The sequence below is a fragment of the Nonlabens sp. YIK11 genome, assembly GCF_001413925.1.
GTDB lineage: Bacteria > Bacteroidota > Bacteroidia > Flavobacteriales > Flavobacteriaceae > Nonlabens.
This window is the reverse complement of record NZ_LBMJ01000001.1, coordinates 2,452,282-2,477,005: the sequence shown is the minus strand read 5'-3', so window position 1 is coordinate 2,477,005 and position 24,724 is coordinate 2,452,282. Positions and strand designations below refer to the sequence as shown.

The following is a 24,724-nucleotide window of genomic DNA, read 5'->3' as shown; positions in this document are numbered from 1 at the left end:
AGTACAATTCCCTATGGATATCACACCACCAAGAGCAAAGAAAATACCATACGTTCACGAGATGCACGGTCATCAACGACTGGATAATTACCACTGGATGAAGGAACGCGACGCTCCTGAAGTCATTAGTTATCTCAATGAAGAGAACGATTACTACGAGAAAATGACCGCTCATACTGCAGACCTTAAATTGGAATTGTTCGAAGAAATTAAAGCCAGACTGAAAGAGGACGACGAATCGGTACCTTACCTATATAACGGCTATTGGTACTTTACTAAGATGGAAAAGGGTGAATCCTATCCTTATTACTATCGTCGCAAAGATGGATCTGAAAAGGTTGAGTTGCTTTTCAATGTGAATGAAATGGCTACTGGTCACGAGTTCTACAAGCTCTCAGGAATCAATGTATCACCTAATAACAATTTAATTGCTTACGGCGTCGATGCGGTAGGTCGTAGAGAGTACTCGCTTTTTGTCAAGAATCTGGAAACCGGTGAGATACACGCAGAATCCATTTTGGGAACCACAGGAAGCTCTGTCTGGGCAAACGATAACCATACCTTGTTTTTTGCGCGTCAGGATCCACAGACTTTGAGAGCTAACAAAATCTTTAAATACAGTCTGGATCAGGAGGCGAGCGATGCATCTGTGATATATGAGGAAAAAGAGGATACTTATAACTGTTTCGTTTACAAAACCATGAGTGCTAGGTACATCATGATCAAATCCTCATCGACATTGAGTGATGAGATAAGATTTATTGATGCCAATAAGCCAGACAGTTCGTTTACCTTGATTCAGGAACGCCAGCCAGAAATGGAATACAGCGCCTCACACTATGGCGATCATTTTTATATCATGACCAATAAGGACGATGCGTTCAACTTTAAGGTAATGAAAACCTCGATTGAAACGCCACAGATGGAAAATTGGGTCGATTTGATCCCGCACGACCCAAAAGCTTTGCTGGAAGACCTCGATATCTTTAAGGAATTCATGGTGGTCACAGATCGTTTCAACGGTTTGAATCGCATCAGGATCAAATCTTGGGATGGAACTGTGGATTATTTTTTGCCCTTTTCCAGTGAAACTTATACTGCATACACCAGTGCCAACTATCAGTTTGATACAGAAGTCCTGCGCTACGGTTACAACTCGCTCACTTTACCGCCATCAGTAATTGAATTCAACATGCGCACGCGTGAGGAGAAAATATTAAAGACTCAAGAAATTGAGGATCCAGATTTTAACCCAGATAACTATGCATCAGAACGTGTTTGGGCTACTGCAAAGGATGGCGTTAAAGTGCCTATAAGCCTGGTGTATAGAAAAGATCAAAAACGCCCAGAAGGAAATCCCTTACTGCAATACGGCTATGGAAGTTATGGACACACGATCGATCCCTATTTCTCTATCTCCAGATTGAGTCTGCTGGATCGTGGTTTCATTTTTGCGATTGCGCACATTCGTGGTGGCGAGTACTTGGGCCGTGAGTGGTATGAGCAAGGCAAGATGTTCCAAAAGATGAACACCTTTACCGACTTCATAGCTTGTAGCGAGTATTTGTTGGAGCACGCTTTCGCGAAAGCGGGACACCTATACGCATCTGGTGGATCTGCTGGTGGATTGTTAATGGGTACCGTCATGAATCTAGCACCACACTTATATAACGGTATTTTAAGTGCCGTACCATTTGTAGACGTGGTAAGTACAATGCTGGATGATTCCATACCGTTGACAACAGGAGAATATGATGAATGGGGAAATCCCAATATCAAGGATAGTTATGATTACATGTTATCATATTCACCTTATGACCAGGTCAAGGATGCGGTATATCCCAATGTTTTAGTGACTACTGGTTATCACGATAGCCAGGTGCAATATTGGGAACCGGCTAAATGGGTCGCAAAATTGAGAGATCATCAAAAAGGGTCGCAAGTCATTCTGTTTAAAACAGATATGACCAGCGGTCACAGTGGCGCATCAGGTAGGTATGATGCCTTAAAAGAAGTCGCTATTGACTTCGCTTTCTTGATCGATCTGGAGAAACAGGCAGAAAAGTAAATTTTGTTTAAATTTGCAACGTTTTGCGCTTTTTTGAGCCGGGACGAAAACATACTATATGAGCGGACAAATTCAGGCGTACAACAATGTTCTTGAGTTAATAGGAGAAACTCCTCTTATTAAACTTTCTAAAACCGTTGAAGGCTTCCCTGGCGATTATTATGCTAAGGTTGAGTCGTTTAATCCAGGACATTCTTCAAAAGATCGAATAGCATTACATATTATAGAGCAGGCAGAAAAGAAGGGAATTCTCAAACCTGGTGATACTATTATAGAGACTACCTCTGGTAACACAGGTTTTAGTATTGCAATGGTAAGCCGCATCAAGGGTTACGACTGTATTCTTGCCGTGAGTTCAAAGTCCAGCGCAGATAAGATCGACATGCTCAAATCCATGGGCGCCAAGGTATATGTTTGTCCAGCACACGTGAGTGCAGATGATCCACGCAGTTATTATGAGGTGGCTAAAAGACTTCACGAAGAAATCAAGAACAGCATTTATATCAACCAATATTTTAATGAGCTTAATATGGAAGCTCATTATCTTTCTACAGGTCCAGAAATCTGGAAACAAACTGCAGGAAAGATCACCCATCTAGTGGCTTGTAGTGGTACTGGAGGAACTATTTCAGGTACCGCAAAGTATTTGAAAGAACAAAATCCTAATGTCCAGATCTTAGGTGTGGACGCTTATGGTAGTGTCTTGAAAAAATACCACGAGACCCAAGAGTTTGATAAAAACGAAATCTATCCGTATCGTATTGAAGGATTAGGTAAAAACCTTATTCCTACGGCGACTGATTTTGACGTGATCGACAGTTTTACTAAGGTAAAGGATGAGGATGCCGCACACATGGCGCGCAGGATATCCCAAACTGAAGGTATGTTCGTAGGCTACACCAGTGGTGCTGCCATGCAAGCCGTCAAGCAGTTGGTAAAGGAAAATGCCTTTGGTGACGATGCTGTTGTAGTGGTGATTTTCCCGGACCACGGCTCTCGATATATGAGCAAGATCTATAACGATAAATGGATGGAAGAACAAGGATTCTTTGACAGCATTTCTACCGCTGCAGATCAACACATCGAGTACATCAAGTAAACTATCTAATAATTAGGTGGTTAGGACGATTGGGTATTCGCTTTCGCGAAAGCGAACTTACATTTTCAACCCTTTAGTTATCAACACTTTATCAACCAGCAAAGGTTATCTTTGCCTGCATAAGTCATAGGAAATATGCGATTTCTATCGTATATTTGCCCACTTAATTTGTATCATGAAAGACTTATTTGATAAGATTTATAAAGACAAGGGACCACTAGGTAAATGGGCATCTGTTGCTGAAGGATATTTTGTATTTCCTAAGCTGGAAGGACCTATAGCAAACCGCATGCGATTTAATGGTCGTGAGGTGATCACCTGGAGTGTCAATGATTACCTAGGTCTGGCTAATCATCCCGAAGTTCGTAAAGTAGATGCAGAAGCTGCTGCAGAATACGGTAGCGCCTATCCAATGGGTGCTCGTATGATGAGTGGACATACAGATCTTCACGAGCAGCTACAGGATGAGCTAGCAGCATTTGTCAATAAAGAGGCAGCTTATCTGCTCAACTTTGGTTACCAAGGTATGGTGTCTACGGTAGACGCACTGGTCTCAAAGGATGATGTGATTGTATATGATGTAGATGCTCATGCTTGTATCATTGATGGTGTACGTTTGCACCACGGTAAGCGATTTACCTATAAGCACAATGATCTTGAGAGTATTGAAAAGAACTTACAACGTGCCACTAAAATCGCTGAAGAAACCGGTGGTGGAATCCTTGTGATTTCTGAAGGTGTTTTTGGAATGCGTGGTGAGCAAGGAAGATTGAAAGAAATTGTTGCTCTAAAAGAGAAATATAACTTCAGATTATTTGTTGATGATGCCCATGGTTTTGGTACCCTAGGTAAAACGGGTGCTGGAGCAGGCGAGGAGCAAGGTGTGCAGGACAAAATTGATGTTTATTTTGCCACATTTGCAAAATCTCTAGCGAGTACAGGAGCTTTTATTGCTGCTGATAAAGAAATTATTGATTATTTGAAGTACAACTTAAGATCACAGATGTTTGCGAAATCTTTGCAAATGCAGCTGGTCGTTGGTGCTTTAAAACGTCTTGATATGTTGCGTACTATGCCAGAGCTTAAAGAGAAGCTTTGGGATAATGTGAACGCTTTACAATCAGGTCTTAAGAAAAGAGGCTTTGACATAGGTACTACACAAAGCTGTGTAACTCCAGTATATCTTAAAGGTAGTATTCCTGAGGCAATGGCACTGGTAAAAGACCTTAGAGAAAACTATGGTGTATTCTGTTCTATCGTTGTGTATCCAGTAATTCCTAAAGGATTGATACTTCTTAGATTGATTCCTACGGCAACACACACCATGGAAGATATTGAAGAAACTCTTGATGCATTTGATGCGATCCGTAACCGCTTGGATACTGGTGTTTACAAAAGATTGAGTGCTTCAGTAGCTGAGGCTTTTGCTTAATCAGCTTCTATATAACAATTAAAAAATCCCGCTTTTCAGCGGGATTTTTTTTGGTTTCAATTCTGTAAAAGAAACTATCGCATACAGCATTTAAGCAACTATTCCTTATAAAGTGTGGCGCGCTGCATTACAGAAAGCGGATAGTTCTTGACGATGGCGCTTTCTTCGTTTCCTGTCATAGAGGTATCTTGAATTCTAGAAAGGGCAATCATGAATTCCATACGGTCGTCATAAAAGATTTCAGTACTATTTAATAGGTTGTCTGCGACCTCATAGGTGCTGTATAGCGTTTGATTGGCATAGGCACTTTCCAGAATGATTCCGTTATTCTCGTCAACTAGAAATAAGTTAGGATTGTGCGTTCGCTTCAAGTTATAATTGCGTGGTGATCGCTCTTCTCCATAATAAATACTGTATTTAAAATTGTCTGTAGAATCTGTGGCGCTCAAATGAAATTCCATAGGGATTTGCTGCTCACCATTACTGGAAGTGATCTTAAGAGTACCTTTATAGACTCCCAGGAAATCCTCTGGAAATTGTTTGATAGCGGCAACCTCGTTCTCAATTACAGGAGCAGCTGTGGTCTCCACAGTTTCTTTCTGTTCCTGTTTGCAGCTCACAAGGAGCAAAACTGTAATTACAAATGCAATATCTTTCATTTCCCAAAAATACTTTATTCTCTATTTTACGAACCTCTATAAACGAGGAAATCCCGAGAGTCAAAAGACATCTCGAGATTTCCCACTAACCAACCAAAAAACTTTATGAAAGAAATTTACTCTTCATAAACAACCTTCAATTACTATATTACAATTCGTGTGCCAAACTAACTTTAGCCTCTTTTACAACCATTTTTTCCATTTGAAAAAACCTAGTAAAGCCACAAACATACAGCCACTTAGAATCCAAAAATATCGGTAACCGTGTTCCCAGTGCAATTCTGGGATATTGTCAAAGTTCATCCCATAGATACCAGCAATGAAGGTAAGCGGTATGAAAATGGAGGACATAATGGTTAGCACCTGCATGATCTGATTCATTTTATGGCTCACACTAGATAAATACATATCTCGTAAACCTCCATTGATCTCTCTATAGGACTCCACGGTTTCTATAATTTGGATGCAGTGGTCGTAGGCATCCTGGAAATAATTCTTGATCTGTGGATCGATGTATTTGGAATCTTCCTTCAACAGTCGGCTTATGGATTCTCTCAAAGGGAATATAGCACGTCTCAATTTGAGCAGCATGCGTTTGTTTTTTTGAACTCGCTCTAGCGATGAGCGTTGTGGATTGTCAAAAATCTCATCTTCTAACTCATCCAGATGTTCTCCTATTTGTTCTACCGCGATAAAGTAATGGTCAATCACCGTATCGATAAGCGCATAGAATAAATAATCATTGTTGCTGTATCTAATGCGGCCGCGATTCTGCTCAATACGCTCTCGTATGTTTTCAAAAACATCACCTGTTTTCTCCTGAAACGTAATTACCGCATGTTTCGTTAGCAAAATGCTCACCTGTTCTTGATCTATGTCCTTTTCTTCTACATTGTAGCTTATCATCTTAATACACTGATAGATGCACTCTTCGTAGAATTCCGTTTTAGGTCGCTGAGTAGTATTCGCAATATCTTCTAACAGCAAATGGTGTAAGTGAAACTTACTACCTACTTTTTCTAATAAGTCGATCTCGTGCACACCATCTACATTGAACCAGTTGACCTGATCATCTTCCAGTTTTTCAAGATAGATACCTTCTAGCTTCGTGTATTCCTTGGCGTCATAAAAGATCGTCTCGGTCGTTACTTCTTCATGTCTATCTTCACCCACATAAGATATGGTTCCAGGCGGCTGAAATACACTGTGTTTTGATTTGGGAGTTGCTTTACGACGCAGTCTAGGCTTTTTCATCAAAAGGTTTTTAGGAACTTCTAATTTAGTTTTTCTGCGATAAATGGAGCCGAGTGACTTTCCTTGACTTTCGCCACTTCCTCAGGTGTTCCAGAAGCTACTAGATAACCGCCTTCTGCGCCACCATCTGGACCTAGATCAATCACGTAATCCGCACATTTAATAAGATCCATGTTGTGCTCTATGACAATTACACTATGACCTTTTTCTATAAGCGCGTTAAAACTATCCAACAGCTTATTGATGTCGTGAAAGTGCAATCCGGTGGTCGGCTCATCAAAAATGAATAGTGTCTTGTCGCTGGTGGTTCCCTTGACTAAAAAGCTCGCCAGTTTGATGCGCTGTGCCTCACCACCAGAAAGTGTGGAACTACTTTGTCCCAGTGTGACATATCCTAAACCAACATCTTGCAATGGTTTGATTTTACGCGAAATTTTATCTTGTGAATGTTCCTCAAAAAATTCCATCGCATCATTGATGGTCAAATTGAGCACATCTTCAATGTTCTTGCCCTCGAACTGTACCTCCAAAATTTCCTTTTTGAAGCGCTTACCGTTGCAGGTCTCACAAACCAAAGTGACATCTGCCATAAACTGCATTTCTATGGTCACCTCGCCATCACCTTTACAAGTTTCACAACGGCCACCATCGACATTGAATGAAAAATGTTTTGGCTGGTAATTTCTAATCTTGGCTACCTTCTGGCTGGCAAACAGACTGCGTATATCATCATAGGCTTTGATATAGGTTATGGGATTGGATCTAGAACTACGCCCTATAGGGTTTTGATCAATAAACTCAACGGTTTTGACGTTCTCAAACTTCCCTTTAATGTCTGTAAACTGTCCTGCTTTGGCACCATATCCACCTAGTTTTTTCAACATGGCTGGATATAGGATCTGCTTGACCAGCGTAGATTTTCCGCTACCTGAAACTCCAGTCACCATGGTGAGAACACCTAATGGAAACGTCACATCGATGTTCTTAAGATTATTTTGTCGGGCACCTGTGATATCAACGTGATATTTATGTTTTCTTCGCTTTCGCGGAAGCGGAATTTCCATAGAACCATTGAGATATTGAGCAGTTAGGCTCTTGCTTTTTAAGATCTCTGCAAGAGTTCCCGCCGCAACTACTTCACCACCATGCGTTCCTGCCTCTGGACCTATGTCGATAATACGGTCTGCTGCCTGCATGATCTCTTCATCATGCTCCACGATGATCACTGTATTACCCAAATCTCTAAGGTTTTTTAAAACCTTAATCAATCGCTTAGTATCTCGTGGGTGCAATCCTATACTTGGCTCGTCCAAAATATACATACTTCCCACAAGGCTACTACCTAGCGATGTTGCCAGATTGATACGTTGTGATTCACCTCCAGAAAGGGAATTGGATTTACGGTTTAAGGTCAGGTAATCCAGACCTACATCAGACAAAAACTCGAGGCGACTGTTGATCTCCTTGAGTAATCGCTTTGCAATGACTTGCTGTGATTCATCCAATTTGATTTCTTGGAAATAGGATTTTAAATTTTTGATGGGCATCTCTACCAGATCTGTGATCGTCGTGTCATTGATCTTGACATAGTTGGCCTCAGGTCTGAGACGTTTTCCCTTACAAACCGAACATTTTGTTTTACCTCTATAACGAGAAAGCATTACTCGGTTTTGGATCTTGTAGGCCTTTGATTCCAGCTCTGCAAAAAAGTCGTTGAGACCGGTGAAATATTTATTGCCGTCCCAAACCAGATCCTTTTGCTTATCTGTTAATTCAAACCAAGGCCTATGTATAGGAAAATCAAATTTTGATGCATTCTTAATCAACTGGTCCTTGTACCAACTCATATTGTCACCGCGCCAGGGAAATACCGCACTTTCATAAACCGATAGTGCGGTGTTGGGAATCACCAGATCTTCATCGATACCTATCACATCGCCATAACCTTCACATTTGGGACACGCACCATAAGGATTATTAAAACTGAACAAGTTAGGATTAGGCTCTAAAAATTCCATGCCATCCAGCTCGAACTTGTTTGTAAATTCTCGAGTCGAAGAACCGTCGAGATGTTCTACATAGGCAACACCTTTACCTTCAAAAAAGGCAGTGTCTACAGCATCTGCAAGACGATTATAAAAATCTTCATCATCGCGTTTGATAATCCTATCGATGACGATAAACACTTTATCCTTACTTGAAAAGTTAAGATCATTTTCATCTATACGATGTACTTCATCATTGACTTTGATACGTGTAAATCCCTGTTGTAATAAAACCGCAAGTTGTTGCGGTATATCACGTTTACCCTTTACAATGAGTCGAGTGGTCAGTAATAACTTGGTTCCGTCTTCCTCTTTTTTAATGTAATTGATGACATCTGTAACCGTGTCCTTTTTCACTTCATTTCCCGAGATAGGCGAGTAGGTGCGGCCTATACGTGCAAATAATAACTTGAGATAATCGTAGATCTCAGTCGTTGTTCCTACAGTACTTCTAGGGTTGGTGGAATTGACTTTTTGCTCAATGGCTATGGCAGGCGCGATACCTTTGATGTATTCTACTTTGGGTTTGTTCAATCTGCCCAAAAACTGACGCGCATAGGAGGAAAGGCTCTCGACATATCGTCGCTGTCCTTCGGCATATAAGGTGTCAAATGCTAGCGAAGATTTTCCACTACCAGAAAGCCCAGTAATCACGACCATTTCGTTTCTGGGAATGACCGCATTGAGCTTTTTAAGGTTGTGTAACTCAGCGCCCTTAACTAAAATATTCTTTTTGGGACTAAGGGAATCTATATTATCGAAGATGATCTTTTCTGCCATAAACACAAAGATAACAAGCGGTTCAACGATAATGGATTCTATCGAATCATTAATATGTTAAATTGTAAAGACAAATTTTGTTAGTTTGGAACAAATGTTGTTATCTTTAACCCGTTAACAAAATTTAAACACTGCGTATACAATAAAACTACTTTAAAACAGATCGGTTTCCATTTGAAAAAGATCGTTAGTTGTTATTGTATGAACTTCAAAGACGCAAGTGATGCGGTACTGGTAAAACAGTACATGAGTGGTCAGGAATCTTCTCTAGAAATCCTCATCAAAAGACATCAACAAAGAATTCACGGTTTTATCTTCTCCAAAGTATTGGACAGAGATATTACTGAAGATATTTTCCAAGATACCTTTATCAAAGTCATTCGCACGCTTAAACGTGGCAAGTATAATGAAGAAGGTAAATTTTTACCTTGGGTAATGAGAATTGCACACAACCTTGTTATCGATCATTTCCGTAGGAACAAGCGTATGCCTAAGTTTCAATCCCGTAACGACTTTGATATTTTTGATGTCATCAGTGATGGTGAGGACAGTATTGAATCTGCGTTGATTACAGATCAAGTGCACAGCGATGTCAAAAGGTTGATTGACGAACTTCCTGAAGACCAAAAGGAAGTCCTACTCATGCGTATTTATAAAGAGATGTCTTTTAAAGAGATCGCAGAAACTACAGATGTTAGTATCAACACAGCCTTGGGAAGAATGCGTTATGCTTTGATCAATCTGCGTAAAGTAATTGATAAACACAATATCGTTTTAACACAATAATCTTTTCTGGATATAATATTGCTTAGTTTTTTGCGTTTTGTGATAAATCAATAAATAATTCACATGCCAAAACTTTACAATCAAACATCTCCAGAATCATTGAAATCATCAGGGCCACGGCCAGAAACCATTCAAAGGATCTTATCCTTTTCAAAAGCACTGAGTGTCGTAAAAATTAATAATATGACTTTTGAAACACTCAACAACTAAGTTTTGTTTTAGATTTGCTTGACCCGTCTATGCCTAGCCTAGACGGGTTTTCTTTTTATAATACTCTGCAAGAACCGTTTTTCTACCTATTGTTTTTGTGATGATATCTTCATCAAGATTCCAGCCACGCGCAGGACTGTATTGACGGCCGTACCATATAATTTGCAAGTGTAGATCATTCCATTTTTCTTTAGGGAATAGACGCTTGGCGTCTTTTTCTGTTTGCACCACATTTTTACCGCTGGTCAGATTCCATCGATACATCAATCTATGAATGTGGGTATCCACAGGAAATGCTGGGATACCGTAGGCTTGAGACAACACAACCGCTGCCGTCTTGTGACCTACTGCAGGAAGTTCTTCCAGTTCCTCATAAGTTTGTGGCACCAGACCGTTGTGTTTGTCAATCAAAATATGACTTAAACCATATATACCTTTGGCCTTCATGGGTGACAGCCCAACAGGCTTGATGATTTCTCTGATCTCTTCCACTGATAATCTGATCATATCATACGGATTATCAGCTCTTTCAAACAACAAAGGTGTAATTTGATTGACGCGTACATCTGTACTTTGTGCGCTCATTAAAACAGCAATCAAAAGTGTGTACGGATCTTTGTGATCCAGCGGCACGGGAATTTCTGGATACAACTCTTCCAAGGTTTGGATGACAAAATCTACTTTTTCCTGCTTATTCATTACTATCTTTATGTTTTAAAAACTTCATTATGACAACTCTCAAAGCTGGCGACAAAGCTCCTGATTTTTCAATTCCCAATCAAGATGGTGACATCGTATCACTTTCTGATTTCAAGGGCAAAAAACTCGTGTTATTCTTTTACCCTAAAGCCAGTACGCCAGGATGTACTGCTGAAGCTTGCAATTTAAGAGATAATGTATCTCGCTTTCGCGAAAGCGGATACGAAATACTAGGTGCCAGCGCCGATAGTCCAAAGCGTCAATCCAATTTCAAGGAAAAATATGAATTGCCCTATGATTTGTTAGCTGATGAAGACCACAAACTACTTAATGCGTACCAAGTTTGGGGTCCAAAAAAGTTTATGGGAAAGGAATATGATGGGATTCACCGCACCACCTTTGTCATTGATGAAAACGGTGTGATTGAGGATGTAATTTCAAAAGTAAAAACCAAAGAACATACCGATCAGATCTTATAGATCCTGATCGACTTGGGCCTCACAATTTTTATTGCAACCGAAGAAGTTACCTTCATCTATCAATTCTGGAATTCCTTCTGGTAACATTTCTTGCCAGCCGTCTTCGCCAGACTCGATCATGCGCAGTACCTCGCGAGAGTAGATGTGACCTATGGTTGGGTCAAAATCTTCAATGTCGATAACGCGACCATTGTATTTGAAGAACTTGTAGAGTTCCTTCATACGTGGATGTACTTTGAGGTTCTCGCTGGTGGTAAGTTCGCCAGTCTCTGCATCCTGCATAGGATACAGATAAACACGCAAGTCTTTGAAAAACAGCTTCCCGAAGGCCTCGAGAATACCACCACTCAAGTGGTTGTAGTATTGTGTGTCAAATATATCAATGAGGTTATTGGTCCCCATGACTAGACCTATGCGCTCTTTAGTATAATTGTTTAGATATTCCACCAGGCGATAATATTCCTTAAAGTTGGAAATCATAACCGTTTGACCTAATGAACAAAGCAGTTCTGCTCTATGCATGAAATCTTCTTCATCAATCTCACCAGAAGCCTTTAAGTTACTGAGCGTAATCTCAAAAATTGTTTCCAATCGATCTTCCTGGACCTTTCCAGACTTGATAAACATGGCTCTGGACTTGTGATACATGTCCATGTTCACCTTAGTCACTGGTCTAAAGCTACCGCGCAATGCCAACACGTTTTTTTTGTAAAGAATTCTTGCCGCTAGAATGTTGTTCCCATCTGGACCGAACATTACGGCTTCCGTCATCTCGTTACGTAATAGCTGCAAACTCATCAATCGATTATCAACATGCGCAAATCGTGGACCATCAAAATTGATCATATCGATTTCAATTTTGTCCTTATCGATATGGTCGTATAAGTATTTCAACAATTTCTTAGGCTGGTCATGCTTATAAAAAGCGCCGTAAATCAAGTTGGTTCCCAGAATCCCTAAAGTAATTTGTTGCAATCGAGCATCACGTTCTTTAAATCTTACGTGTAGGATGATCTCGCTGTATTCTTCACCAGGTGCTGCCTGAAATTTAATACCTACCCAACCATGTCCCAAAAACTTTTTGGCAAAGTCGATGGTAGCAACGGTATTTGCGTAAGTAAAGAATAATTTATCTGGATGTTTTTCTCTGGAAATGCGCTCTTCAATCAGATCAGTTTCATGCTGGAGCATTTTGCGCAGTCTGGATTCTGTAACATATCGACCATCGTCTTGAATGCCATACACGGCATCAGAAAAATCCTTGTCGTAAGCGCTCATGGCTTTTGCGATGGTTCCAGAGGCACCACCAGCCCTAAAGAAATGCCTCACCGTTTCCTGACCAGCACCTATTTCGGCAAAGGTCCCGTAGATATTACGATTTAGATTTATTCTTAGAGCTTTGTTCTTTAAGGAAGGAACTGACTCAAAATCGTTATCTCCTGGTAAGGTAATAGCCATGTAAACGTCTTTATATGTTGTAAACAAAGGTAACGAACGTCCTAGTAGAACAAAAAAATATCAATACTTTTAACCTAACTTAATGAAAGTAAAACTCACCATACTAGGCACCGGCACATCTCAAGGAATTCCTGTCATAGGCAGCGATCATCCTGTATGTCTAAGTACAGATCCCAGAGACACAAGGTTAAGAGTAAGTGCGGCCATAGAAGTGGATGACAAACGATTCATAATCGACTGTGGTCCTGACTTTAGACAACAAATGTTGACCAATCGTATTCACCGTTTTGATGCGCTTTTGTTTACCCATGAACATGCAGACCATACGGCAGGCTTGGACGATTTAAGACCATTTTTTTTCAGGCAAGGAGCGATACAGTGTTATATGTCGCAACGCGTTCAAGAATCCTTGGAAGATCGATTTAGCTACATGTTCAAGGAAGAAGACAAATATCCTGGTGTGGCAGATCTCGATATCCATCTATTTGATACAGATGATCTGATTATTGATGGAATCATCATCAAACCCATTCTAGCTAGTCATGGATTTATTCCGGTTCATGGTTTTCGTATAGGTGATGTTGCCTATATGACAGATGTCAAGACTATAGAGACAGAAGAAAAGGAAAAGCTCAAAAATCTAGATGTTTTAGTCATTAATGCGCTAAGGTATGAACCACACAAGACCCATTTAAATGTGGAAGAAGCTTTAGCAATAGTGGAAGAACTTCAGCCTAAACGTACCTATTTTACCCATATCAGTTTCCATCTAGGCTTTCATGCAGAAGTTGAACAAAAACTTCCTGAAAATGTATTTCTAGCCTACGACACTTTACAATTAACATCCCATTCATGAGACGTAATCTCTTTTTATACCTATTCATATTTGCAGCCTTAATTGCTTTGATACTGTACGTCAACGGTAGAAACTATCAAGAGGCTATTGAAAAGGATGTGATTTCCTTAAGAGCCAAAACTCAAGAGCAGGAAGCGCTCCTAGACAGTATCGCAGACGCTAGACTTGACCAGCCGCTCAATTTTACCTTGGAACAGCATCAAGAAGCCAAAAATTATTTTGAGAAATTGGGCTGGACTTCAGAACGTGTCCAGCAAAATGTTACGGATCAATTGCTGGAACTCAATCTTACCGCTGGCGGGAATCCGTTGGTACCGTTCACAGGTCAAGGTCGCGGTTTCCAGGTGAATGACACGAGATTTGTCAATCACAAATGGGTGCTGGTCAATTTTTCAGACAACAATCAATGGGGTGAGTTGCTGGTCACTTACACCATTGTCGATGAGGAAAACATCACTCTTGAAACTACTGCAGCGGTTCTTAATGATCGTTATCGATAATTACAGACGGCTTTCCAGCCACCTTTTCATATCGTGAAAATTCTCTGGTGAGACGCCATGCCCCATTGGATATTGTTTGAAAACATAATCCACATCCAGTCGTTCCATAACAGGTTGTGCCTGCATAGCCCATGAAAATGGAATAACCTGATCCATTGTACCATGGGAAATGAAAAAGTTGGTCGTGAGTTCGCTTTCGCGAAAGCGAGATTCCAATCCATCCATATCCACTATAAGATCTTCATTCAAATAACCAGACATCGCAACTACATTTTTGAAAATAGAAGGGTCAGACAGTGCCATGGCCATGGATAAAATGGCACCTTGGGAAAAGCCCAACATATTGATGCTCTTTGCATTGACATCGTAACGGTCTTTCACTTCGCCGACAAATTTTTTAAGCAACTGGATGCTTTCTCTAGCTTGATTAAGGTCTGAAAACTTTCCTTTATCTGCAGTGTAATCAATCGCATACCACGCGGCACCATAAGGAGGCAATTCATAAGGCGCCCTAACCGAAACGATGTGTATTCCAGCATCCATTTGTGGAGCAAAGGAAAATAGATCCTGTTCATTGCTACCGTAGCCATGCACCAGAATTAGGAGTGGTGCATTCTTACGGTTTGCAGGTCGCGAGATATAGTGTAGACTCAAATCTGTATTCATATTATTTGATAAAGGTAAACCACTTTTGAAATTGCTCGCCTATGTAGGGAAGTGGTGTGGTTTGGTTTTTATAAGCATCTGCAAAACCTAAAATTGCCATCAAAAAGATAAGGCTGATCAATACAAAAGCAATCCAACCACTAGGTAAAATGCTGCCAAATGCAGTAATCAAGAATGCGATACAAGCAATCCCTAACATTTGCCTGTGATGAAAGGCAGCAAACGGCTGATTCTTGTTAAAGTTAAGTAGTATTGCAACGCCTAACACGGCTATGAAAAGCATGAGATGCACATACAAAAATACCGCACTTGCATATGCTAAAAGCGCTATCGGCTTGCCTTGTGGATCCTTATTCATTCCAAATCAATTTACCGTTATTATAAACACCCAAGACTTTTCCTGTCATTTTAGAACCTAGGAAAAGGCTGTTTTTTGATGTGCTTTTGAGCGTGTTCTTATCCAACGTGATGGTTCCTTGCGGAGTGAAAAAGGATAGGTTTGCTGCCGCACCTTTTTTAAGTTTAGGCATTTCTCGCAAAAATACTTTGTATCCAGCGGTTAGCAATCTGATGATGTTATCTTGATCTAACTTTTGGCTCAAAGCGCAGTAGGCACTTTCTAGACCAATCGTACCATAATCTGCCTGATCAAACTCTACATTTTTCGCCTCAATGGTCAACGGGATGTGATCTGTCGTGATCATGTCCACGGTACCTGATTTAATATGTTTGATCAGATTCTTATTCTCACTGGCTTCCTTTAAAGGTGGCTGCACTTTAAAGTTCGTGTCGTACTCGTTCAAGTCGTCGCTATTCTTCAGTATATGGTGAACAGACACGCTACAAGTGATGCTGAGGCCTTCTTTTTTGGCTTTTTTAATGAGGTCTAACGATGCACCTGTGGTTACCGTTGGAATGTGTAAAGAGGCACCTGTATATCTTGCTATTTCGATATCTCTAGCGATGCGTAATTCTTCGGCAAACTTAGGTATGGTTTTTAAGCCTAATTGTGTGCCAGCCGCATCTTCATTGACCATTCCTTTACCAGCAATTTGAGCATCTTGAGGAAAGGATTGAATTATGGCATTAAATGGTTTCACATATTGCAAACCAACTTTTAGCAGGTTGGCATTTTCAAGTGATTGCTTAAAATCATAGAAGGACACAGCACCTGCTTGATGCATATCATATAGCTCTGCCAGATGTTCTCCTTTTTGGTCCATCGTAAAATTACCTACAGGATGAAGAGTTGTGGCATGTCCACTACTTATAGATTTTAAATAATTGATTCCTGAAGCATCTTGTGGATTAGGCTTATTGTTAGGATTAAGCATTACATATGTAAAGCCACTGCTGGCAGCTGTATCCAGTCCATTTTTCATGGTTTGACGCTCTTCAAATCCAGGTTCACCAAAACTGACGCTACTATCAAACCAACCTATGGACAAGTGCAGATCCTCGTTTTCAATAACTTGATCGGCTTTTATTTTGATGGATGTGGCTATGTCATCAATAATTCCATCCTTGATGAGAATATCCATTCTCTTATCGTGATAATTACCATCTGGATGATGGATGTGCGCGTTTTTGATTAGGATCATTTCAGGAATTTTAAAATCATTAATTCACAAATAAGAAAAAACAATGCAGCGGCAACGAACCATTTCCAGAGTTCTAATCGATTGTTTTCTCCGTTCAACTCTTGGACAAAAGCACCTACCTCGCTGAGTACAGGAGCACCAATTTCTTCATCAGAGTAATAATCGGCTTGATTTTCAATTCTGGATGCATTGAAAGAAACATATGCGATGGACTCATCTTTAAGCATGACATCATAATTCCCAGCACGATTAATCTCTGTACCAGTAACTATGGTGACAAAAGAATTATAGGCTCTTTGCTCAGGTATAATACGGTCATTATCCAATTGTAGTTCCAAAATCTGATCTTGTTGCAGCGATTTAGGGAAACTAATTTCATTGCGTTGGGACATAGGGTAATAAAGAACTCCAACGCTGGTATTTCTCAAACCTATTTTATAAAACACGGGAACTATTAATGGAGAGTTTTGAAAATTTGAATTCTCTTCATTGAGTGGTGCAGCAAATAAAAAGGTGTTTTCAAATTGACCCAAAAACGAACTACCATCATCAAAAGATAGAATTGAACTACCACCAGCATTTTGAAAAGCGGTGGAGCTTACCTTAGGGTATTGGAAATTAGTCACCCGTTGACTAAAAACGTTCTGCAAAATGGGATGATCAAAATTGATTCCAGTGATTCGCTTTTCTACGGCAGATGGTTCTGGACCACGTAATCCATTTAAAGCCTCATATCCTGATGCGTCGCTAGAAGGAATGATAATCAAAGTGTTTCCAGCCATAGTAAAGTCGTTCAGTTCCTTAGCTAATGCTGGACTTACGACGTCTAATTCGTTAATAACGACTATTTGTTGATTTTTGATACTATTGTAATTGACATTACTTGGAGTTGCTGTCGTATAATCAAATTCGTCACCAGTGTAAATACGTTTCAAAAAGTCGTTGTCGGTATTGTTAATGTGTAATACGCTGATTTTTTCTCTCGTATTACTCGAGATGAACAAACGATTGTCAAACTGCAAACCGTCGTCGTCGATTTGAATCGATCCTTTGAAAGAAGTGATGTCAGATAAAGCAAAACTTGCTTCACCACGCTGATCTTTAAGACTCGCAGATGTTTTTGCCACTAATAGATCATCATTAAAAAAACTAATGGTTACCGGTTGTTCCTCTTCAAAATTGGAGGATAATGATAACTGGATGGTGTAATCATTATCATTGGACATAGATACAAAAGCCGAATCAATGCTGATGTTTTGATATTCTACAGGACTTAGTTTTACAAAACGAGTGTTCCACGCCTCATCGGTAGAAACAAATGGACTGTTTCCAGATCGCTGAAAATCTGAAATCCATACGAACGAAATATTATCATTGCTTCTAGGCCTGAAGGAGTCGGCTTTTAAAATGACTTGCTCTGGGCTGAGTTGGGCGGATGAATAGGAGCCTGATAGCAATTCATTGGCGATCTCTTGTTTGGTTACATTTTGAAAAGAAGCATCGTTGGTAAATAACGAAAAGCTAAGTCCAGAAGGTAACTTTTCAATCAAATCATTGACCGCTGCTTGATACAGTCTGCCATCAGTTCCCTTTGCTTGTAAACTGTTGGAATTATCTAAATAAATCACCAGATTTTCATCGAGCTTCAAACCAGATTCTGTTGGAAAAAACGGTTGTGCAAATGCAAATACGATAGCAGCGATTGCTAAAAGTCTAGTAATTAGGGTAAGCCATTTTTTAAGCGTTCGACTTTTTCTAGTTTGAGTGATTAGAGGTTTTAAAAAAGCAACATTAGTAAAAGCCACTTTTTTAAATTTCCTAAGCTGGAAAAGGTGAACAATAATCGGTATTAGGAGGAATAAAAGCCCGTAAAGTAGATTGGGATTTTTAAAAAGCATCGATTATCTAAGATTACTCAAAGATAGGATGTTCCCTAAGATTGACCAACATGTTTTGCAACGGTAAATGTAAAGGTTGTTCCCACATTTAAGGTTGACTTACATTTTATAACGCCACCCAATTTATCCACCAAAATCTTTACCGTAGACAAACCTATGCCATGACCTATCTTGCCACTGCGGTCTGCTTGATTAAGCGTGGTAAATAATTTGAAAACCTCTTTTTGTTTGGCTTCTGGTATTCCTATGCCATTATCAATGACTGAAATACGGTAATACTTATCGCATTCTGTCGCGGTAACTTGAATTCTAATCGATTCGCGATGGTTATATTTTAGACTATTGCCTACGAGATTAACCAGAACCTGTTCCACGGCAGATTCGTCACACTGCATTTCCATGTTTTCTTCAGGAAGTAAGAACTGGATAAAGTCCTGACGCATTCCTAACATCTCTTCAATATTGAGTAGCACTGTGTGAATATCAAATTTGTCACCAGTATTGATCACCATGTGTTCGCTCTCGTAATGCGTCAAGATGTTATCGATATAATCTCTCATTGAAAAAGCAGCAGACTTGATACCCGTTAGGTAATTAACTCCAGCTGCATCCAACTTATCCGCATACTTTTGTCTAATCACATCACTAGTCATGATCATGTTTGCCAGTGGCATTTTCATGTCATGAGAAACGACATGGGCAAAGTTTTTGAGCATGGCGTTCTTTTCTTTTAGAACCGTTTGCTTTTTTTCAAGCTTCAATTTTTCCTTGCGCAACTGCATTTGTCGCATAATCAACTGGCTAATCATTTTAAGCGAGTCCTTTTGTTCCTCACTTAATTTTCTAGGTTTATTGTCAATGACACAGACCGTTCCTAATGGCAGGTTCTCACTGTCCATCATGGGAACTCCAGCATAAAATATGACTGGATCTTCTGCCTTGACATAAGGATGATGCTTGAAATAGGGATGAAGCCTTGTATCCTCAATATAAAAGACGTCTTGATCGCTAGCTATGGCGTGTGAGCAAAAACTCAAATTCCTAGGCGCTGGCGGTAGATTAAATCCATATTGTGATTTGAAATGCACTACATCACGTTCCACGATGGAGATAAGTCCCTTGGGAATGCCCAGTAATCGACAGGCCACATCAAGCAGTTGATCTAAATCCTCAGTAGGTACCTCTGGCTGTACCACAAACGAATTCAAATACTTAAGGCGATCATCTTCAAGATGATGTAAGGGAGCTGGAGTCATCTGTGGCTAGGGCTTAAATGGTTTTTAAAGATACAACTATTTTATTGTAAAAAGTTTAACTACTTACTCTAAATTCCTACAAATCTTTAAAAACGCCTAATCCAAAAAGCGCATAATCATATTTAACGGGATCCACTGGATCCAGTTTTCTCAAGGCATTATCCAGCTCCAGCACTGCTTTTGCATCGTTTTGCTTGCGCTTCAACAGCTTTAGTTTTCGGGAAATATTACCAGTGTGTACATCAAGTGGTAGGGATAGTTCGCTCATCGACAACTGGTTCCAGATGCCAAAATCCACTCCATTTAAATCCTTTCTTACCATCCATCGCAGGAACATATTGATCCTTTTGGCGCTGCTGTTTTTCAACGGGTCGCTTACATGCTTCTGCGTTCGCTGCAAATGTTCGACCTCAAAAAATCGTTGTTTGAACCTTGAGATTCCTTCCTGTAGATTAGTGGATGCTTTGTTCGCTTTCGCGAAAGCGAATTCTAAACCTCCATCTCGCAACTCTATATCCTGCAATGCTCTCATAAAGGTCTTGCAGTCATCGCTGTTGAAGGTGCGATGGACAAACCCTTCAAATCGATCCAGATCTTTGGGCTGAAAATTCCGGATAAAATCTGCTGGAGAATGATCCATAAGTTCCATCAATCGATCTGCATTGTTGATGATGGATTTACGGTTGCCCCATGAAATTGTGGCGGTCAAGAAACCTGAGATGGCGATATCCTTAGGCTCCGTGAACCGGTGCGGTATCTGGATAGGGTCATGTGGGATGAAATCTGGCTGGTTGTAGATCTCTACCTTGTGATCCAGAAATTCCTTGAGCTCCTTTTTATTCATGGTGGACAAATCTACCGTCACTCATGGTAAGTGTGCTATCTGCAAGCGTTGCTAGTTCTTTATTATGGGTAACAATGACAAAGGTCTGGTTGAAATTCTTACGCAGGTCCAGTATGAGTTCATGAAGGTTTGCAGCAGTATTGCTGTCCAGATTTCCCGTGGGCTCATCTGCAAAAATCACTTTAGGGTCGTTGATTAAGGATCGAGCCACCGCAACGCGTTGCTGCTCGCCACCACTTAACTCATTAGGTTTATGGTGAATGCGATCTCCTAGGCTTAGGTATTCCAATAATTCCTGAGCACGCTTTTCTGCTTCTGCCTTTGATTTCTTATTGATATAGGCAGGAATACAAACATTTTCTAATGCCGTGAACTCTGGTAACAGTTGATGAAACTGAAAAATAAACCCTAAAGACTGATTGCGAAAATGACTTAACTGTCGTGAGGATAATTGGGTCACATCTGTACCATCGATGATCAAGGAAGAATTGGCCGCCTTATCAGGCTTTTCCAGTGTACCTAGGATATGCAACAGTGTGGTTTTACCAGCACCTGAACTTCCTATAACACTCACAATCTCTGACTCTTTGATGCTTAGGTCAACACCTTTGAGCACCTGCAGGTCATCATAGCTTTTATATATATTCTTTGCTTCAATCATGGCGGTAAAGGTAATTGCTTTTAAGTGGAAGAAAACCAAGTTTTGGCTTCATTCACGTCTATAAAGTAGGTGATACGCAAACTCAAATTATGTCTAACCGGCTGCATGAACAATTCATCCAGACTGTCTTGAAAACTGATGTCGCCTTGATCATCAAAATTAAAGATGCTGTTGCGATACAATAATCTAGCTTCACTACCTGGTGCAAATCGCCAGCGATAGGATAGATCTAGATTCCACACATTGAAGTTGGCATCTGGATTTGAGTCTTCATCTAATTCAAAGCTGCTATCTTCAGTAGTGCCATCGTCCTGCAATTCTTTAAAATCACGGCTAAAGGATGCTCTATTCCAGTTATTTCTAAACGCTAGGCTCAATGCCTGTTTATTATCAAAATTGTAAGTTCCAGAAACAGAATTTTCCACACTATGCGTATCTCGACGGCTAAGTATGGAAGAGGTGCCATTATTTGTGGTCGTGACAAAGCTATTACGTAGATCGTTTTTGCTCCAGTCAAACCTATAGATCAATAGAAATTTATCACTAAACCTATATCTAGGCGATATATTGAAATCATAGCCTTTTTCTGGATCGTCAAAAAGATAGAAGTAGCCACCTCTAATGTCTATCGCAAATTTTTTGCGATAATCTGTAGATATGAATCCGCCGAAGGATTGATTCGCAGCATACCTTACATTAAGACCAGAGACTCTGGATTCAAACCTGTTCAGGTTGCGAGTATTTAAGGAAGTATCAAAACCGAAGGCATTTCGCTCCTTGGTAAAAAATCTGGAACTTAATCTCACATCACTCTGAATGTGAAAATCTGGATCTGCAGATCTTCTATGGCCAGCACCTAATTCAAACCTATAGCTATTAAATATGCCTTTAGGAACAAATTGCTCGTATTGAATCTCGCCATAAAATTGATGGAAATTGGTTCTAAAATTTCTTCCCAAATCATTAGGATCCCAATCGTTGCTTATAAAATCATAGGATAATCTAGGTTGCCAGTTACCACTGGTACTTCTCCAGTCCAGGGCAACTGCGGTTCCAGATTTTGTCTCATCTGGCTGGAAGCGGTTACTCAATTTTACTTGAGCCCTATAATTGTTGTTCAAGTCACGATCATTATGATCTACCACAAGTGCCGTTACATTAGCGTCCGTAAAACTACCGCTGCGCAATGTACTTGCGTTGGTCAATGATACTGATGAATTAGAGCCATACTGTTGATCCAGCACAAATACATTGTAGTTCGTAATGGGTTCGGTAATCACTTTACGTCTTGAAATGATGGTGTCATTCGCACCTGTTACGTCCACTCGTTCGATGGTGGCTTCTGTTTTTTCAGTAAAGGCGTTGAGAAAACCTATACCTAGACCTCTACGGTTTCTTCCAGTAACTTTTACCGCATTGAGGAGTTTTGCGTTACTGGGATTGTCAACGATGTCTTCATTTTCAAATAATTCTATACTTCCAGCGCCCGAAGGTGTTTGACCTATGCGTCTAGAGAAAAACAGGCCACCTTTATTGAAAAGGTCAGTACCTTCAGAAAAGAACGCGCGGTTCTCGCTAAAGGTTTGTTCAAAAGGACCCAAGTTGAGTGTTACCTGATCAAAAGCCACCTGACCAAAATCTGGAATGAGCGTAGCATCCAGTGTGAATGCTTCATTGATTCCATACTTTATGTCCATACCAGCACTTATATCAAATTGCTTCTCACCATCAAAAATATCATAGCTGGTTGCCGCAAAGGGATAAAGATTAAGCCTAAGTGGCGGATTGATATCTCTCACACCAGTCAATAGAGCATCATATTGTGAAGAAGAACCGGTTGTACGATCAATGTAGTTATAGGAATAGTCCTCGTTCAAATGTCTAATCCTGCGGAATATCTGGAAACTCCAATCTTGAACAGGAGCTTCAGTAAATCGCAGCGTGCGATAGGGAATACGCATCTCTACGTACCATCCATTGTTGTCAATGCTAGTTTCTGACTTGAAAACCACATTGAAACTAAAATCCTCACTACCATTTTCTGACACGGCGTCGCCCAGCGCATTGGCGCTCGTTGCATAAAATCGGGTCTGATTGATTTGATTGTTATAAGTGTTAAGAAAAAAACCAAAAAGATCTGCCTGGGCAAATACCTCATCTCTTTGGGAGAACTGCCTTAAGATGCGCTTTGGTTCGTTATCATACATATAACCAGCCACATACAAAGCATTATCGTCATAGGCAATCTTAAATTTCGTGGGATGCGTATCTCTTTCATCCAGGCCGCTGGTAGGTTCAATCATCTTGAAATCACCACCAGATGGGATGGATTCCCAGAATGCCTCAAAAGGCTTTCCATCAATGGTAGGTTGTGTCGTAACCCTTGTGGCTTGATACGTTTTACGTTTTATGTCAGTCTGGTCTGATGAGGATTGCGCTTTCGCGAAAGCGAAATACATAAAAGCTAAGACCACTAAAAAAGTCCTTTTTAGGACAATAAAATCACGCATTTTGCAAAACTAAAGCAAAAAACCATTTTATAACTAAAGAGTTGTTAAGAATTGATGGGACTGATGCCTGCGTCGTAACTTGTATAAAAAAGAAAAATGGAAGCAATATTTGCAGGCGGATGCTTTTGGTGTACTGAGGCAGTTTTTCAACGCGTCAAAGGTGTTAGTGAGGTCATTCCTGGATTTAGTGGCGGAAACATTAAAAATCCGCCGTATCGCGAAGTGGTACAAGGAAGAACGGGCCATGCCGAGGCTATCAAAATCACTTTTGATCCTGATGTGGTGAGTTTTAATGAATTACTACAGGTATTTTTTGCCACACATGATCCAACGACATTGAATCGTCAAGGTTATGATGTGGGAAGTCATTATCGCAGTGCCATATTTTTCATGAACGAAGAACAGGAAAAAGAAGCTCTAGAGATGATTCAAAAACTCAATGAATCGAATGTTTTTGAAAACCCTATAGTTACAGAAGTGTCGGCATCAAAAGGTTTTTACAAAGCCGAAGATTATCACAAGGATTATTACAATAACAATAGAGAGCAAGGTTATTGCCAAGTTATTATTGATCCCAAAATCAAAAAGCTGATGACAGGATTCAAGGAACTGGCTGTTTAAATAGCTTCTACTTCTATTACCTGAGGATCTTTGGCAGCTGCGGGTTTCTCTTTTTTGATCATGTAGGTATAGATCCAGGTGAGCGTAAAGGTTGGTATAATATCCAGTCCTGGTACCAACTCTTCTATAGTGGTCAAAATACCAGCGGTCTTACCAGTTTGACCTGGATATACCTTAGTCATTAGGTAACCGGCAATAGGTGCCCAAACAATATCAATAAGTTCACCTACAAAAGGAATGGCATAGGATGCCATTCCTATAAGGTCAAATAGAATACTGAAAAATAATTTTGACGATTTTGATTCAAACATGGTTGTTGTCATTTATCACAGAATCTTCAAA

22 protein-coding genes are annotated in these 24,724 nt (G+C 40.1%); 8 read left to right on the top strand and 14 right to left on the bottom strand.

Features of this window, described 5'->3' with window-relative positions; genetic code table 11:
• The first annotated feature begins 13 nt into the window (after positions 1–13).
• From AAU57_RS11190 to AAU57_RS11180, 3 genes are all read left to right on the top strand, one after another.
• Entirely contained in the window at positions 14–2,068 is a 2,055-nt protein-coding gene (locus AAU57_RS11190; protein ID WP_055412992.1) for a S9 family peptidase, read from the top strand.
• 58 nt (positions 2,069–2,126) lie between these two features.
• A complete protein-coding gene (locus AAU57_RS11185; RefSeq protein ID WP_055412991.1) occupies positions 2,127–3,167 on the top strand; it encodes a PLP-dependent cysteine synthase family protein in 1,041 nt (346 codons plus the stop codon).
• Positions 3,168–3,342: 175 nt separating this feature from the next.
• The gene (locus tag AAU57_RS11180; protein WP_055412990.1) at positions 3,343–4,599 is read left to right on the top strand and encodes an aminotransferase class I/II-fold pyridoxal phosphate-dependent enzyme; all 1,257 of its coding nucleotides are present in this window, start codon (positions 3,343–3,345) and stop codon (positions 4,597–4,599) included.
• Between the two features lie 98 nt (positions 4,600–4,697).
• Here the strand turns inward: AAU57_RS11180 and AAU57_RS11175 are convergent, their stop codons facing one another.
• The 3 genes from AAU57_RS11175 to uvrA all read right to left on the bottom strand — a co-directional run bounded on the left by AAU57_RS11175 (position 4,698) and on the right by uvrA (position 9,337).
• Positions 4,698–5,258, bottom strand: coding sequence for a hypothetical protein (locus AAU57_RS11175; RefSeq protein ID WP_055412989.1), 561 nt, complete (start codon positions 5,256–5,258; stop codon positions 4,698–4,700).
• Between the two features lie 183 nt (positions 5,259–5,441).
• Positions 5,442–6,512: a magnesium/cobalt transporter CorA gene (corA, locus tag AAU57_RS11170; RefSeq protein WP_055412988.1), complete on the bottom strand. Its 1,071-nt coding sequence runs from the start codon at positions 6,510–6,512 to the stop codon at positions 5,442–5,444.
• A gap of 20 nt (positions 6,513–6,532) precedes the next feature.
• Positions 6,533–9,337 (bottom strand): excinuclease ABC subunit UvrA, encoded by a 2,805-nt coding sequence (gene uvrA, locus AAU57_RS11165; protein WP_055412987.1) that lies wholly within the window; start codon positions 9,335–9,337, stop codon positions 6,533–6,535.
• A 201-nt stretch (positions 9,338–9,538) separates the two neighbouring features.
• Between uvrA and AAU57_RS11160 the strand changes: the two genes are divergently transcribed.
• On the top strand, positions 9,539–10,123 hold the full coding sequence (locus AAU57_RS11160; RefSeq protein WP_055412986.1) for an RNA polymerase sigma factor: 585 nt from the start codon (positions 9,539–9,541) through the stop codon (positions 10,121–10,123).
• Between the two features lie 243 nt (positions 10,124–10,366).
• Here the strand turns inward: AAU57_RS11160 and AAU57_RS11155 are convergent, their stop codons facing one another.
• The gene (locus AAU57_RS11155; RefSeq protein ID WP_055412985.1) at positions 10,367–11,032 is read right to left on the bottom strand and encodes an endonuclease III domain-containing protein; all 666 of its coding nucleotides are present in this window, start codon (positions 11,030–11,032) and stop codon (positions 10,367–10,369) included.
• Positions 11,033–11,061: 29 nt separating this feature from the next.
• Here AAU57_RS11155 and bcp point away from each other — a divergent pair, with 29 nt between their 5' ends.
• Positions 11,062–11,511, top strand: a complete 450-nt coding sequence (gene bcp, locus AAU57_RS11150) for a thioredoxin-dependent thiol peroxidase (protein ID WP_055412984.1) — start codon at positions 11,062–11,064, stop codon at positions 11,509–11,511.
• Here the strand turns inward: bcp and AAU57_RS11145 are convergent.
• Positions 11,506–12,969: a hypothetical protein gene (locus tag AAU57_RS11145; protein ID WP_055412983.1), complete on the bottom strand. Its 1,464-nt coding sequence runs from the start codon at positions 12,967–12,969 to the stop codon at positions 11,506–11,508. The genes bcp and AAU57_RS11145 overlap by 6 nt on opposite strands.
• A gap of 82 nt (positions 12,970–13,051) precedes the next feature.
• On the opposite strand from AAU57_RS11145, the gene AAU57_RS11140 reads away from it, so the two are divergent.
• Positions 13,052–13,825, top strand: a complete 774-nt coding sequence (locus AAU57_RS11140; RefSeq protein WP_055412982.1) for an MBL fold metallo-hydrolase — start codon at positions 13,052–13,054, stop codon at positions 13,823–13,825.
• Positions 13,822–14,325 carry a hypothetical protein gene (locus AAU57_RS11135; protein WP_055412981.1) on the top strand — a complete coding sequence of 168 codons (504 nt, stop codon included), beginning with the start codon at positions 13,822–13,824 and terminating at the stop codon, positions 14,323–14,325. Before AAU57_RS11140 ends, AAU57_RS11135 begins: the two co-directional genes overlap by 4 nt.
• Here AAU57_RS11135 and AAU57_RS11130 read toward each other — a convergent pair whose 3' ends face one another.
• The 8 genes from AAU57_RS11130 to AAU57_RS11095 all read right to left on the bottom strand — a co-directional run bounded on the left by AAU57_RS11130 (position 14,326) and on the right by AAU57_RS11095 (position 23,725).
• A complete protein-coding gene (locus AAU57_RS11130) occupies positions 14,326–14,991 on the bottom strand; it encodes an alpha/beta hydrolase (RefSeq protein ID WP_055412980.1) in 666 nt (221 codons plus the stop codon).
• 1 nt (position 14,992) lies between these two features.
• The gene (locus AAU57_RS11125; RefSeq protein WP_055412979.1) at positions 14,993–15,349 is read right to left on the bottom strand and encodes a heparan-alpha-glucosaminide N-acetyltransferase domain-containing protein; all 357 of its coding nucleotides are present in this window, start codon (positions 15,347–15,349) and stop codon (positions 14,993–14,995) included.
• Entirely contained in the window at positions 15,342–16,592 is a 1,251-nt protein-coding gene (locus AAU57_RS11120; RefSeq protein WP_055412978.1) for a dihydroorotase, read from the bottom strand. Before AAU57_RS11120 ends, AAU57_RS11125 begins: the two co-directional genes overlap by 8 nt.
• Positions 16,589–18,490 carry a BatA domain-containing protein gene (locus AAU57_RS11115; RefSeq protein WP_055412977.1) on the bottom strand — a complete coding sequence of 634 codons (1,902 nt, stop codon included), beginning with the start codon at positions 18,488–18,490 and terminating at the stop codon, positions 16,589–16,591. The genes AAU57_RS11120 and AAU57_RS11115 overlap by 4 nt, the downstream gene beginning before the upstream one ends.
• 35 nt (positions 18,491–18,525) lie before the next feature.
• Positions 18,526–19,746, bottom strand: coding sequence for a GAF domain-containing sensor histidine kinase (locus AAU57_RS11110; RefSeq protein WP_055412976.1), 1,221 nt, complete (start codon positions 19,744–19,746; stop codon positions 18,526–18,528).
• A gap of 76 nt (positions 19,747–19,822) precedes the next feature.
• Positions 19,823–20,590, bottom strand: a complete 768-nt coding sequence (locus AAU57_RS11105; protein ID WP_055412975.1) for a TIGR02757 family protein — start codon at positions 20,588–20,590, stop codon at positions 19,823–19,825.
• Complete coding sequence (locus AAU57_RS11100; protein WP_055412974.1) at positions 20,583–21,251, bottom strand: ABC transporter ATP-binding protein; 669 nt, start codon at positions 21,249–21,251, stop codon at positions 20,583–20,585. Before AAU57_RS11100 ends, AAU57_RS11105 begins: the two co-directional genes overlap by 8 nt.
• Positions 21,252–21,271: 20 nt before the next feature.
• Positions 21,272–23,725, bottom strand: a complete 2,454-nt coding sequence (locus tag AAU57_RS11095; protein ID WP_231717809.1) for a DUF5916 domain-containing protein — start codon at positions 23,723–23,725, stop codon at positions 21,272–21,274.
• 132 nt (positions 23,726–23,857) lie between these two features.
• Between AAU57_RS11095 and msrA the strand changes: the two genes are divergently transcribed.
• Positions 23,858–24,382, top strand: coding sequence for a peptide-methionine (S)-S-oxide reductase MsrA (gene msrA, locus AAU57_RS11090; protein ID WP_055412972.1), 525 nt, complete (start codon positions 23,858–23,860; stop codon positions 24,380–24,382).
• Here the strand turns inward: msrA and AAU57_RS11085 are convergent.
• A complete protein-coding gene (locus AAU57_RS11085) occupies positions 24,379–24,705 on the bottom strand; it encodes a hypothetical protein (RefSeq protein WP_231717808.1) in 327 nt (108 codons plus the stop codon). The genes msrA and AAU57_RS11085 overlap by 4 nt on opposite strands.
• Between the last annotated feature and the right edge of the window lie 19 nt (positions 24,706–24,724).